The 12,716-nt window shown below is 69.1% G+C and carries 10 protein-coding genes; 4 read left to right on the top strand and 6 right to left on the bottom strand.

Annotated elements, in window-relative coordinates; translation table 11 throughout:
• Positions 1-114: 114 nt before the first annotated feature.
• The 3 genes from ABD830_RS33345 to ABD830_RS33335 form a co-directional block, all read right to left on the bottom strand.
• Positions 115-960 (bottom strand): hypothetical protein, encoded by an 846-nt coding sequence (locus ABD830_RS33345; RefSeq protein ID WP_344996513.1) that lies wholly within the window; start codon positions 958-960, stop codon positions 115-117.
• A gap of 69 nt (positions 961-1,029) precedes the next feature.
• Positions 1,030-2,544, bottom strand: a complete 1,515-nt coding sequence (locus tag ABD830_RS33340) for a DUF1996 domain-containing protein (protein WP_344996510.1) — start codon at positions 2,542-2,544, stop codon at positions 1,030-1,032.
• Positions 2,541-3,185 (bottom strand): DUF4142 domain-containing protein, encoded by a 645-nt coding sequence (locus ABD830_RS33335; RefSeq protein WP_344996507.1) that lies wholly within the window; start codon positions 3,183-3,185, stop codon positions 2,541-2,543. The genes ABD830_RS33340 and ABD830_RS33335 overlap by 4 nt, the downstream gene beginning before the upstream one ends.
• A 108-nt stretch (positions 3,186-3,293) precedes the next feature.
• On the opposite strand from ABD830_RS33335, the gene ABD830_RS33330 reads away from it, so the two are divergent.
• From ABD830_RS33330 to ABD830_RS33315, 4 genes are all read left to right on the top strand, one after another.
• Positions 3,294-3,848, top strand: a complete 555-nt coding sequence (locus ABD830_RS33330) for a sigma-70 family RNA polymerase sigma factor (protein ID WP_344996504.1) — start codon at positions 3,294-3,296, stop codon at positions 3,846-3,848.
• Positions 3,848-4,045 carry a zf-HC2 domain-containing protein gene (locus ABD830_RS33325; RefSeq protein WP_344996501.1) on the top strand — a complete coding sequence of 66 codons (198 nt, stop codon included), beginning with the start codon at positions 3,848-3,850 and terminating at the stop codon, positions 4,043-4,045. Before ABD830_RS33330 ends, ABD830_RS33325 begins: the two co-directional genes overlap by 1 nt.
• Positions 4,046-4,127: 82 nt before the next feature.
• On the top strand, positions 4,128-4,931 hold the full coding sequence (locus ABD830_RS33320) for a tryptophan 2,3-dioxygenase (RefSeq protein ID WP_344996498.1): 804 nt from the start codon (positions 4,128-4,130) through the stop codon (positions 4,929-4,931).
• 38 nt (positions 4,932-4,969) lie between these two features.
• A complete protein-coding gene (locus ABD830_RS33315) occupies positions 4,970-9,844 on the top strand; it encodes an NAD-glutamate dehydrogenase (protein WP_344996496.1) in 4,875 nt (1,624 codons plus the stop codon).
• On the opposite strand, the gene ABD830_RS33310 is transcribed toward ABD830_RS33315, so the two are convergent.
• Genes ABD830_RS33310 through ABD830_RS33300 form a run of 3 tightly spaced genes read right to left on the bottom strand, consistent with a single transcriptional unit; the run spans position 9,841 to position 12,714 of the window.
• Positions 9,841-10,983 carry a DUF418 domain-containing protein gene (locus ABD830_RS33310; RefSeq protein WP_344996493.1) on the bottom strand — a complete coding sequence of 381 codons (1,143 nt, stop codon included), beginning with the start codon at positions 10,981-10,983 and terminating at the stop codon, positions 9,841-9,843. The genes ABD830_RS33315 and ABD830_RS33310 overlap by 4 nt on opposite strands.
• A gap of 4 nt (positions 10,984-10,987) precedes the next feature.
• Positions 10,988-11,827 (bottom strand): ABC transporter permease, encoded by an 840-nt coding sequence (locus ABD830_RS33305; RefSeq protein ID WP_344996490.1) that lies wholly within the window; start codon positions 11,825-11,827, stop codon positions 10,988-10,990.
• Positions 11,824-12,714, bottom strand: coding sequence for an ABC transporter ATP-binding protein (locus tag ABD830_RS33300; RefSeq protein ID WP_344996487.1), 891 nt, complete (start codon positions 12,712-12,714; stop codon positions 11,824-11,826). Before ABD830_RS33300 ends, ABD830_RS33305 begins: the two co-directional genes overlap by 4 nt.
• Positions 12,715-12,716: the final 2 nt, after the last annotated feature.

Below are 12,716 nucleotides of genomic sequence, written 5' to 3'. Positions count from 1 at the left end.
GTTGCTCCTTCGTGGTAGCAGGGGTCATCCGGCCTCCTGATGCGCGGGCCGGGCAGATCTCGGGCGAGGTCGTCCGGTCCCCTGATGCGCGTGCCGGACGTATCTCGGGCGAGGTCATCCGGCCTCCCGGTATCTGCGCCGGGCGTCGGCGAGGCTCACCGGCGCGTTCAGCCTGGCGGCCGCCTGGGCCGCCTGGGCTGCCGCCGCCACCGGCGCCGCCGCCTTCTGCGGCCGCTCCGCGGGCACACCCACGGTGGCGGCCGAGGTCACCGCGGGCCCTTCGATCCTCTCGGGTACGACCGGAGGCCGGCGCACCGTGGCCAGCACGCGCACGACCAGCGCCGAGCCGACCGCCGCCAGGCAGGCCACGTAGGACCAGGCCACCCAACCGGCCGGCTGGCGACCGGCCGTGAGCCCGTGCATGATCGCGATCGGCCAGGCGATGTACGCGGCGGAGTGCATGATCCGCCACATCCACGGCCTGCCCCGCACCGCGAAGCGCCCCCTCAGCATTCCCGTGGCCACGGCCAGGACCATGAGGTCCAGGCCCAGCGTGCCGAGCCCCACGTAGAGCCCGGACACAGGCACGAACGCCGCCCCCAGCGGCACGTGCCCCAGGCTGATCATGAGTCCGATGTGCGTGACCAGGTAGGCCAGTCCGATGAGCGCGGTGGCCTTGTGCGCGAGCTGCGCCCTGACCCGGTTGGCCGGCGACAGGAAGACGCGTTCGGTCGTGAGCAGACCGAGCGCGACCGTCGTGGTCAGCAGGACCAGGGCGAACACGCCCGCGTAGAACTCGAGGAAGCTGACCCCTCGGCCGAGCAGCGCGACGCCGCGTTCCGTCCTGGTCAGCGCGAACGCCGACAGCAGCACGGCCGTGATCGAGGCGCTCGCCCCCAGCCGGACGTTCCTGGAGTCCAGCTTGGTGGGGGCGTGCCGGGGGTGTCGTCTGTGGAGCATCTATGTTCCCTCCAACGTCGGGTGAGGGTGCGACTCGGAAGGCTGGATCGCCCGTGAAGGCGGTTCAGATCAGCAACGGCGGCCCCGGTTGATGCATGAGACGACGAACTGCATCAATCGGTCGGGCATCACGTTCGCGAAGTCGGCGTGGTCGGTGACCGGGTTGTGCTTCTGTTCGGGGAAGGCGTCCACGGCGAAGGACGGGCCCTGCGGCACGGAGTACGTGAGGGTCATGCGCAGTGCCGGAATCGCCCTGGTGCCCTGTGGGCAGGCGCCACCCTGACCAGGGAAGACCACGTGCGTTCTGTGATTGGCGCTGTCGGTGTTCTGGCCGTCCCAGCAGCTAGGGAAATCCAGGATACGAACGACCTGGCTGCCGCGCGGGCAAAGCGGATATTTGTCGGGACTTATGCGATTTTGGAATCCCGTGCAGGTCCAGGCGGCCCTGGCGTTGGCGCCGCCGTTGGTGGCCGCCTTGGCGTCACCGGTGATCAGCCTGAGGAACCTCGGCATCGCGACGACCCTGGAGGCGGCGTTGCCGCGGAACTGGAGCGTCACGTTGCGGGCACGCAGCACCTGGCCGACATTGCCGTCCGGGTCCTCGGTGTTCTGGTCCACCTTGCGGTCTCTGAGGACCGGCCAGAAGTACGTTGATTTGTCGCCGAACTGGCACGTGGTGCCCGCGGCGGCCAGGCTCTCGTCCGTGGAGAAGCCGTTCGTCGACAGGTTGCCCACGTAGTCGTGGAGGTGGTGGGCGCCGTTGCTCACGCCGGGGGCCACGATGAAGTTGTCCGGGTTGTTGTGGCCGTTGCGGTTCGTCCCGCACTGGGAGACGAAGCTGCCCCGCGAGCCGTTCCTGCCGATGCGGGCGTCAAGCTGACGCGGCTGCACCTGGCGGATGTCGACGAAGTCCTGGACGAACGGGCCGAGGTCGGCGCACTCGTTGTGGTCGTCGTCGTTGCCGGACGTGGGCGAGGCGGTGGGGGAAGCGGTTCCGTTGCCGTTGCCGTTCTGGCCCTGACCCTGGCTCGGCACCGGTGTGGCGGTCCTGGTCGGGCGGTTGCGGCGGCGGAACGTCTGGGCGTTCTGGTCCGGATCGGGAGCCTGGGCCTGGTCGTCCCCGTTGTTGTCGTTGGAGTCGGGGGACTGGGCCGGGTCCAGCACGGCGGCGCCGCCACCCTGGGGGGCCTGGTCCTGCTGGTCGGCGTTCTGCTGCTGATCGCCGTTCTGCTGGCCCTGCTGCCGGCCCTGGTCCTGGTTCTGGCCCTGCTGGTCCTGTCCTTGCTGGTCCTGACCCTGCTGGTTCTGGTCCTGGCCCTGCTGATCCTGCCCCTGCTGGTCCTGGTTCTGGCCCTGCTGGTTCTGATCCTGCTGCTGGTTCTGGTCCTGATTCTGGTCCTGATTCTGGTTCCGGTTCCGGTTACGCTGCGGCGTCTGGGTTGCCCGCGGCGTCTGGTTGGCCTGGGCCGGGTCGCAGTGGTCGGCGTGTGCCGGGCCGACGCCGATGACAGCCGCGGACACCAGGCCGCCTGCCGCCACGGCCAAAGCAGACATGGCCGCGGCCATGCGTCTGGATCTCCTCATATGTGTCTCCTTGTTTCGACCGCCATCGCGACGGGTGGAGCGGGTGAGGGCGACGGGGGTTCGGGCAACTGGTTGTGGTCGACCAGGCCGGTGGACTCCAGGAGCGCCATGTGGCGCATGACGAAGTTGATGCCTTGCTCGGCGAACTTCCGGATCTCCGCGTTGCGCGTTCCGGCCCGTACGCCCGCCACGACGGTGAAGACCTTGCCGTGCGCGGCACGCAACAGGTTCGCGTAGTCCCTGTCGAAGGCAGGGCCGCTCTCCGCGGCCAGCTGGGCCAGCCAGCTCTGCTGGTCGGCGTTGGGCTCGTCGGGAAGTGCCACGCCGAGCTTCTTGGCCGTCTGCCGGGTCATCAGGTCCAGCTTCATGTGGTCCTGCATGATCAGCTTGCCGACCTCCTTCACGCGCTGGGCCTCGGCGCGGGTCTGGGCGTACTCACCCGCGGGCATCTCCCAGAGGCCGGCCTGGCGCACCTTGATGAGCAGGTCGCGGTCGGCGGCCGTGAGCGGTCCTGAGGACGTCTGCGTCCACGACGCGGCCGCGGGATCGATCGAGGGCGGCATGACCAGCACGATCGTCACCGCGGCCGCTACGACGAAGCCGCCGAGCATGAAGAGCTCGCCGCGCAAAAGCCTGTGCATGGTCGGAGGTACGCGGGCTCGGCGGGACTGGTTCAGTCATGGCCGGAGATAGTTAGAAATGACTGGAGTTATCGGAGTGGCTACCGGACTGATAACGAAGGTGTAAAGATGTGCCCCGTGCTAGGTCACCTCGACGGCAGGTTCGAGAGTGCGGATGCCGAGGCGGAGCATCGCATCGCGGTGCTTTACCAGGAGTTCGGCGGCCCTCTGCTGCGCCACGTACGCAAATCGACAGGTAACGACCTTCAATGGGCCGAAGACGTCGTGCAGGAGACGCTCGTCAGAGCCTGGAGAAACTCGGCAAGACTGCAATGGGAACCAGGCCTCATATGGGCGTGGCTACTGACGGTAGCCCGCCGTATCGTTATCGACGGACGTCGGCGGAAGAGCGTCCGGCCTCACGAGGTCGAGCCGCCCGAAGTCGACATGATGGCGGTGCCCGACGGCTCGGAGCGGGCTCTCTCGGCGATCGTTGTCGCCGACGCGCTCCGCAGCCTCTCTGAAGAACACCGCGAAGTCATTGAGCAGACCTACCTCAGAGACCGTACGATAAATGAGGCGGCGGAGATTCTGGGGATCCCGCCGGGCACGGTGAAGTCCCGGCTCTACTACGGGATCCGGGCGCTCCGTGAGCTGTTGCGGGACAAGGGGGTAGCCGGCTGATGCATGACGAGGTGGCCGCTTACGCCCTTGGTGTCCTCGATCCTGAGGAGCACGAGGCGTTCGAACGCCACCTCGACACGTGCGAGAGATGCCAGGCGGAGTTGATTGAGCTTGCCGAGCTCCCGGAGCAGCTCGACGAGCTCAAGAACACTCCCTCAGCCTCCGACGACGACCCCCCGATGTCGATGTCACGTTGACGTCTGTGCCCTTTTCGGGTGGTATCGGTACGGCGAGGCTTCGCGTCCGGTGAGACACCGGGCGGTCAGGGGGAGGTGTTCGGTGGGCATCGACGGTGATGCGCCCGTTCCCCCGCATCGGCGGTTCGGCGAGGAAGGCGGCCGGCTGTCGTACGGCGGCTATCTTCGGCTGCCCGCCCTTCTCGCACAGCAGCAGCCGGAGTCGGAGGCCCCCGACGAGCTGCTCTTCATCACCATTCACCAGGTCTACGAGCTGTGGTTCAAGCTGCTGCTCCACGAGCTGGAGAGCGCCCGCGAGGCCATGTTCGAGGGCGAGCTCTGGCAGGCCAGGCACCTGTTCCGCCGGGTGCACGCGGTCGAGAAGGTGCTGATCGAGCAGGTGGACGTCCTGGAGACGATGACGCCCCAGGACTTCCTCGAGTTCCGGGCCAAGCTGGAGCCGGCCAGTGGCTTCCAGTCGGTGCAGTTCCGGGAGCTGGAGTTCCTGTCAGGGCTGAAGGACGAGCGCTATCTCAGCAGCTTCAGGCACGCCAGCGACACGGAGCTCGCGCGGCTGCGCCGCAGGCTGGAGGAGCCCACGCTGTGGGATGCTTACCTCACCGCCCTCTCCCAGCGTGGCCTGCCGGTCTCCGACGACGAGATCATGGACTCGCTGCTGGCCGTGGCGAGGGACCGCAGGTCTTACGACGACCTGTGGCAACTGGCCGAAGACCTGCTGACGCACGACGAGAAGGCAGCGCACTGGCGGATGCGTCACGTCCAGATGGTCGAACGCCAGATCGGCACCAAGTCCGGCACGGGAGGCTCGACCGGTGCCCCTTATCTGCGCGGTAGAACGCGTATGCACTATTTCCCGCTGTTGTGGGAACTAAGGGCCTGGCTATGAACAGCCATGGCAAACCCTCACAAAGGAGTGAGACCGAAATGCCCCTCGACGAGGCCAAGGATGAGCTGCTCCAGAGAGCCGCGGAAAGTTGCGCGGTCGGCAGCGAACATGTGAGCACGGAGGAGGCCCTGTCTTTTCTCCGGGTCTACTACCGGCATGTCGCACCCGAGGACCTGCTCGACCGCAACCCCGTTGACGTGTACGGACCCGCGATGTCGCAGCGGCAACTGGCCGAGCTCCGCCCCCAGGGCAGGGCGGTCGTCCGGGCCTACACCCCCACGCTGGAGGAGAACGGCTGGGACCCGGGGCACTCCGTCGTCGAGGTCGTCACCGACGACATGCCGTTCCTGGTGGACTCGGTGACGATGGAGCTCGACCGGCACGACCTGGGCATGCATCTGGTCGTCCACCCGCAGATGCGGGTGCGCCGTGACATGACGGGCCGGATGCTCGGCCGCGGCCAGGAGAACGTCACCGGCCAGATAATGGTCGAGTCGTGGATCCACATCGAGATCGACCGGCAGGCCGACCCCGAGGCCCTCGGCAGGCTCGAGGCCGACCTGCAGCGGGTGCTCAACGACGTGCGCCACGCGGTCGAGGACTTCAGGAAGATGCGGGCGCTGGCCGTACAGACCGCCGAAGACCTGAGCATGAGCCCGCCGCCGCTGGAGCCCGCGGAGGTCGAGGACAGCCTCGACCTGCTGCGCTGGCTCGCCGACGGGCACTTCACCTTCCTGGGCTACCGCGAGTACCGGCTCGAGCACACCGACGAGGGCGAGACGCTGCGGGCGCTGCCCGGGGCGGCGCTGGGCATCCTGCGTGACGACAAGGTGGGCTCCGACAGCTTCTCGGCGCTGCCCGCCGAGGTGCGCGCCAAGGCGCGGGACAAGCAGCTGCTGATCACCACCAAGGCCAATTCCAGGGCCACCGTCCACCGGGCGACCTATCTCGACTACATCGGGGTCAAGCTGTTCTCGCCCGAGGGCGAGGTGATCGGGGAGCGGCGCTTCCTCGGCCTGTTCACGCACGTGGCGTACAACGAGTCCATCTCCAGGATCCCCGTGCTCAGGCGGAAGCTGGCGGACGTGCTCGAGCGGGCGGGGCTGGCCCCCGACAGCCACGACGGCAAGGACCTGATCGAGATCCTCGAGACCTTCCCCCGGGACGAGCTGTTCCAGACCTCGGTCGACCAGCTCCTGCCGATCGCGCTGGGCGTGCTGCGGCTGCGCGAGCGCAAGCAGGTCAAGCTGTTCCTGCGCCGTGACGACTACGGCCGCTACATCTCCTGCCTGATCTACCTGCCGCGCGACCGCTACACCACCAAGGTGCGGCTGAAGATGCAGGAGGTGCTGCTGAAGGCACTGGGCGGCAGGTCGCTCGACTACAGCGCGATGATCGGGGAGTCGGTACTGGCCCGGCTGCACGTGGTCGTGCGGGGCGAGCGCGGCAAGCAGCTCCCGCCGCCGAGCGTGGACGTGGAGGAGCTGGAGGCGCGCCTCGCGGCGCTCACCCGCTCCTGGGAGGACGACCTGGCCGCCGCGCTGGGGGAGATGACTTCGGAGGAGGAGGCACCGGGGCTCATCCGTAGGTACGCGTCCGCGTTCCCCGAAGGCTACAAAGCGGACTTCCCGCCCAAGGTGGCGGTGGTGGACCTGCGCCGCCTGGAGGAGCTCGTCGCCGCCGGCGACGACGAGGAAGTGGGCATCAACCTCTACGAGCCGTACGACGCGACCGAGGGGGAGCGGCGGCTCAAGATCTACAAGGTCGGCTCGCCGATCTCGCTGTCCCAGGCGCTGCCGCTGATCCAGCGGCTCGGCGTGGAGGTCGTGGACGAGCGGCCGTACGAGGTCGACCGCGACAACGACCCCGGCACCAAGAACGCCTGGATCTACGACTTCGGCCTGCGCTACACGCCGTCCGACGAGGTCGACAAGAACGACTTCAAGCGGCTCTTCCAGGACGGCCTCAACGCCCTGTGGAAGGGCCAGGTCCAGGCCGACGACCTCAACTCGCTCATCCTGAGCGCCGGGCTGACCTGGGAGCAGGTCGAGATCCTGCGGGTCTACGCCAAGTACCTTCGGCAGGCCGGGGGCACGTTCTCGCAGCCCTACATGGAGCGGGTGCTGGCCGGCAACGTGCGGCTGGCGCGGCTGCTCGTGCGTCTCTTCGAGTCCAGGCTGGACCCGCGGCGGCCCGAGGACGTGCGGGTCGATCTCGCCGAGGCGGTCCACGAGGAGATCCTGGGGGCGCTCGACGAGGTGGCCTCGCTGGACGAGGACCGGATCCTGCGGGCCTACCTCGAGATGATCCTGGCGACGCTGCGCACCAACTACTTCCAGACCGTGGACGGCAGGCGCAAGCCGTACATCTCCCTGAAGTTCGACCCGCAGGCGATCAGCGTGCTGCCGCTGCCCCGGCCGAAGTACGAGATCTTCGTGTACTCGCCGCGGGTCGAGGGCGTGCACCTGCGCTTCGGGAAGGTGGCGCGGGGCGGCCTGCGGTGGTCCGACCGGATGGAGGACTTCCGTACGGAGATCCTCGGCCTGGTGAAGGCGCAGATGGTGAAAAACACTGTCATTGTGCCTACTGGGTCTAAAGGCGGATTTGTCGTAAAGCAGCCGCCTACGTCCGGATCGCGGGAGGACATGCTCGCCGAGGGCGTGGCCTGCTACCGGACGTTCATCTCGGGACTTCTCGACGTGACCGACAACCTCGTGGACGGCAAGGTCGTGCCGCCGCCCGACGTGGTGCGGCACGACGGCGACGACACCTACCTCGTCGTCGCCGCCGACAAGGGCACCGCGACCTTCTCCGACATCGCCAACAGCGTGGCCAAGGAGTACGGCTTCTGGCTGGGCGACGCGTTCGCCTCCGGCGGCTCGATCGGCTACGACCACAAGGTCATGGGCATCACCGCCCGCGGCGCGTGGGAGTCGGTCAAGTACCACTTCAGGACCATGGGCGTGGACGTGCAGACCACCGACTTCACGGTGGCCGGCGTCGGCGACATGTCCGGCGACGTGTTCGGCAACGGCATGCTGCTGTCCCGGCACATCCGGCTGGTGGCCGCGTTCGACCACCGGCACATCTTCATCGACCCCACGCCCGACGCGGCCGGCTCGTTCGAGGAGCGCCGGCGGCTCTTCCAGCTGCCGCGCAGCTCCTGGGAGGACTACGACGCCAAGCTGATCTCGCCTGGCGGCGGCGTCTTCCCGCGCACGGCCAAGTCCATCCACATCACGCCGCAGATGCACGCGGCGCTCGGCATCCCGGCGGGCGTCAACTCCCTGACGCCGAACGAGCTGATCAGCGCCATCCTGCGGGCCCCCGTCGACCTGCTGTGGAACGGCGGCATCGGCACGTACGTCAAGGCCTCCTCCGAGTCCCACGCGGACGTGGGCGACAAGGCCAACGACGTGCTGCGGGTCAACGCGGCAGAGCTGCGCTGCAAGGTCATCGGCGAGGGCGGCAACCTGGGGTTCACGCAGCTCGGGCGGATCGAGTTCGCCCTGAACGGCGGGCTGGTCAACACCGACTTCATCGACAACTCGGCCGGGGTGGACACCTCCGACCACGAGGTGAACATCAAGATCCTGCTCGACCAGGTCGTACGCGACGGCGAGCTCACCGACAAGCAGCGCAACCAGGTCTTCACCTCGATGACCGACGAGGTCGCCGACCTGGTGCTGCGTGACAACTACGCGCAGAACGTGGTCCTCGCCGCGACCCGCTCGCAGGCCGTGGAGATGCTCCACATCCACGCCCGCTACCTGCGGCGGCTGGAACGGGACGGGCTGGTCAACCGGGAGCTGGAGTTCCTGCCCTCGGACAAGACGCTGGCCGAGCGCCGCCAGGCCAGGCTGGGCCTGACCGCGCCGGAGTTCTCCGTGCTGCTGGCCTACACCAAGCTGGTGGCCGACGCCGAGCTGCTGGGCTCAGACCTCCCCGACGACCCCTACCTGGCCTCGTGGCTGGTGTCGTACTTCCCCTCGGCGCTGCGTGAGCGCTTCAGGCCGTACATGGACAACCACCCGCTGCGGCGGGAGATCATCACCACCTGCGTGGTGAACGAGCTGGTCAACTCCATGGGCACCACGTTCATGTACCGCTTCGGCGAGGAGACCGGAGCCTCGACGCCCGACATCGTGCGTGCCTACCTCGTGGCGCGCGAGGTGTTCGACCTGGCCAGCTTCCACCGGGCCGTGGAGTCCCTGGACAACAAGGTCGGCACAGAGGTCCAGATCGCCATGCTGCTGGAGGCCCGTAAGCTCGCCGAGCGCGGCACCCGCTGGCTGCTGGGCAACCGCCGCCCGCCGCTGGACCTGGCCGGGTCCGTCAACTTCTTCGTGAAGGGCGTCAACGGCCTGCTGTCCCACATCCCCAAGCTGCTGACCGGTCCCGACCTGGCCGCCTACGAGGAGCGCCGCGACTCGTTCGTGGCCAGGGGCGTGCCGACGGAGCTGGCCGAGCGGGTGGCCGCGATGGTGCCGGCGTACTCGATGCTGGACCTGATCGAGGGCGCGTCGCTGACGGGCCGCCCGGTCAACGAGGTGGCGGAGGTCTACTTCGACCTGGCGGACCGGCTCCAGCTGGCGCGTCTCAGGGAGCGCGTGATCGCGCTGCCCCGGGACAACCGGTGGAACTCGATGGCCCGCTCCGCCCTGCGCGACGACCTCTACGCCGCGCACGCCTCGCTGACCCGTGACGTGCTGGCCCACAGCACGCCGGGGCTGTCACCGGAGGAGCGGCTGGCCAGATGGTCGGAGGCCAACTCGGCGGCGGTCTCCCGGGCCCGTCAGACGCTGTCGGAGATCTGGGAGAGCGACCACTTCGACCTGGCCACGCTGTCGGTGGCACTCCGCGCCATCCGCACGCTGGTGTCGACCAGCAATCTGCCGCACGCGGATTCCTAGGGCGTCGTGCTCCTGCGGTAGGTCAGCCGCCGCAGGAGCACCTCCGCCGGTCCGCGGTGACCGGCGCGGCGCATCCACTCCGCCAGCAGGATCGAGACCGCCCACAGGGTGACCGCGATCCCGCAGGCGGCGGCGACACCGAGGTCGTCGCCCAGATCCAGGGTGAACGGGTAGAACAGCACGACGAACACCACCGACTGGAGCAGGTAGAACGTCAGTGACCGCCGGCCGAGCGCGGCCAGGGCGGTGGTGACCGGTCCGGGTCCGGCGTCGGTGGTGCGACGTGCCCGTTCGGCCCGCATCGCGACCAGGCCGATGAGGGCCGCCAGGCCGATGCCGCCGGCGTACCCGGTGAGGGTGTGGGCGACGGCGACGGCCGCGTACGAGTCGGTCGTCCACGCCCCGGCGACCAGGAGGGCCGCGGGGAGCCTGCCCGCCAGCGCGGCCCCGAGGCAGGCCAGGGCGACGCGGCGCAGCAGGACCGCGTGCCGCTCCGGCTCGTCCAGGATCCTGCGGCGGGCGGCCCAGATCCCCAGGAGCATGCCGGGCACGACGGCGAGCGTGGACAGGAGCGTCTTGAGCGGCCATCCCAGGAGGTCGGCCATGACGTGGGCGCCGAGGCTGTCGGGCAGGGTGCCTGCCAGCGTGGCGGGCACCATGCCGGCGTAGGTCGCCATGCTCTGCCAGGCGACCATGAGCGTCGCGGGCACGAGGGCCGCGGCGGCGGTCCAGCACAGCACCGAGTCGCGGGCACGTATCAGGGCGACGAGGGCGAGCAACGTCACCCCGTACACCGCGATGATGTCCAGCGGCACCAGCACGACGCCGTTCACGAAGCCGATGGCGATCAGCCACCCGCTCCTGCGCCGCAGCAGCGCTTTGAGCGAAGGCCAGTCGCCGCCGCGGGCCTGATGGCGCCGCAGCATCTGGCCCAGCGCGTAGCCGAACAGGAACACGAACATGGGCCGGGCCTGGTTGTCCGCCAGCAGGTGCTTGAGGAACGTCGCGACGGCGTCCACGGCCCCGGAGGCCCGCCCGGCGACGAACAGCGGTGTGTGGGCCAGCGCGATGGGCAGCAGCATGAAGCCGCGGGCCAGGTCGGGTGCGAGTGACCGGCCGGTCACGGTGGTGACGTTCACGGCGTCACCCGACCCGCTGCAGCGCGCGGTCGCGGCGTGCGGCCATGCTCGACCCGGACTCCCTGCGTGCCATCCTGCGCAGCACGACCGGCGCCGCGAGCAGGCCGAGCACGGCCCAGGCCGCCAGGACGCCGGCGGTCTCCAGGTGCCGCCACGACTCGCCGATCTCGATGGCGACCGCGCCGTCCGGCAGCAGGGCGGAGCGCATTCCGAGCCCCATCCAGTACATCGGGAACGCCTGCGCGACCCACTGCAGCCACTCGGGCAGCGCGGTCACCGGATAGAAGATGCCCGAGATCGCCATCATGGCCATGACCGGCAGCTGCAGCAGCCCTTGGCCGCGTGCGCTCGTGAACACCGAGCCCAGGACGGCCCCGATGGGCAGGGTGGCCACCAGGCCCAGCACCAGCACCCAGGCCAGCGTGGGCCACGAGCCGGCCCGGACGTGCAGCCCTTCGACGATGAACAGCCCGGGGATCAGGAAGATGGCGAGGTCCGCGATCAGGCTGCCGGACACGTACACGACCTTGCCGATCAGGTACGCGGGCATGCCGTGCGGAGTCGCCTTGGCCCGCAGCAGGGTGCCGTCCTCGCGGTCGGCGGTGAGGTGCTGGCTCATGCTGACCAGGCCGAGCCCGGCGTTCATCCCCAGGATGCCGGGGAGCGCGAGGGTGCCCAGGAGGAGCCCGCTCGACCCGAACGACCTCTCGCGCATGAAGAACATGACGGCCAGCATCAGCACCGGCCAGAGGAAGTGGCTGAACAGCTCGGCGCCGTTGGTGAACGACTGCCGCAGTTCGATCAGGCCGCGGGACCAGCCCGCGCGTAATGCGGTCGGGTTCATCGGCTCGCTCCCTCGGCATGGTGGACCAGGGTCAGGTACGTCTGCTCCAGCGAGGCCCGGCGGATCTCCAGCTCGCGGATCTCGTCGCCGTGCCGGTCGAACAGCTCACGCGCGAACCTGGTGGAGTCGGCCGTCCTGTGGGTGTGGCGCTGCCCGTCGCGGGTCCAGCGCACCTCGTCCTCGCCCGCGATCCGTCGCGCCAGCTCGCCCGCCGTGCCGTCCGCGACGATCCGGCCGCCGTCGAGCACGACGATGCGGTCGGCGAGCTTCTCGGCCTCGTCCAGGTCGTGCGTGGTGAGCAGGACCGTGGTCTCGTCGCGGCTGACGACGTCGCGTACGAGGTCGTGGAACTCCCGCCGGGCCTGGGGGTCGAACGCGGCGGTCGGCTCGTCGAGGAAGAGCAGCTCGGGCCGGCCCACGAGGCCGATCGCCACGTCCAGCCTGCGCCGCTGGCCGCCGGAGAGCGTCCTGATCTTCTTGTCGGCCTGTCCGGTGAGTCCGACGGCATCGATGAGCTCGCCGGCGTCCCACGGCCGCCGGATCCGGCCGGTGGCGTAGGAGGCGTAGTAGGTGCCGAGGTGGGCGAGCAGTTCGCGCACCCGCCACTTGCCGTGGTCGCGCCAGGACTGCAGTACGACGCCGAGCCGGGCCCGCCACCGCTCGTCGCCGCGCGCGGGGTCGACGCCCAGCACCTCGGCCCGGCCGGCCGACCGCATCCTGAAGCCTTCGAGGATCTCGATCGTGGTGGTCTTGCCCGCCCCGTTCGGCCCCAGCAGGGCCAGCACTTCGCCATGGCGGGCTTGGAACGTCACATCCCGCAGGACATCGGACGAGCCGTAACGCATGCGCAGCCCGTCGACGTCGAGAACGACTGGTCCGGTGGTCATGA

The sequence above is a fragment of the Nonomuraea helvata genome, assembly GCF_039535785.1.
Taxonomy (GTDB): Bacteria; Actinomycetota; Actinomycetes; order Streptosporangiales; family Streptosporangiaceae; genus Nonomuraea; species Nonomuraea helvata.
The sequence above is the reverse complement of the archived record's forward strand: the minus strand, read 5'-3'. Positions and strand labels throughout refer to the sequence as shown.

What these genes read in the sequence shown, in the direction of transcription:
- ABD830_RS33345 (WP_344996513.1), bottom strand. Translation starts at nt 960, where the DNA reads ATGCTCCACAGACGACACCCCCGGCACGCCCCCACCAAGCTGGACTCC.
- ABD830_RS33340 (WP_344996510.1), bottom strand. Translation starts at nt 2,544, where the DNA reads ATGAGGAGATCCAGACGCATGGCCGCGGCCATGTCTGCTTTGGCCGTG.
- ABD830_RS33335 (WP_344996507.1), bottom strand. Translation starts at nt 3,185, where the DNA reads ATGCACAGGCTTTTGCGCGGCGAGCTCTTCATGCTCGGCGGCTTCGTC.
- ABD830_RS33330 (WP_344996504.1), top strand. Translation starts at nt 3,294, where the DNA reads ATGTGCCCCGTGCTAGGTCACCTCGACGGCAGGTTCGAGAGTGCGGAT.
- ABD830_RS33325 (WP_344996501.1), top strand. Translation starts at nt 3,848, where the DNA reads ATGCATGACGAGGTGGCCGCTTACGCCCTTGGTGTCCTCGATCCTGAG.
- ABD830_RS33315 (WP_344996496.1), top strand. Translation starts at nt 4,970, where the DNA reads ATGCCCCTCGACGAGGCCAAGGATGAGCTGCTCCAGAGAGCCGCGGAA.
- ABD830_RS33305 (WP_344996490.1), bottom strand. Translation starts at nt 11,827, where the DNA reads ATGAACCCGACCGCATTACGCGCGGGCTGGTCCCGCGGCCTGATCGAA.
- ABD830_RS33300 (WP_344996487.1), bottom strand. Translation starts at nt 12,714, where the DNA reads ATGACCACCGGACCAGTCGTTCTCGACGTCGACGGGCTGCGCATGCGT.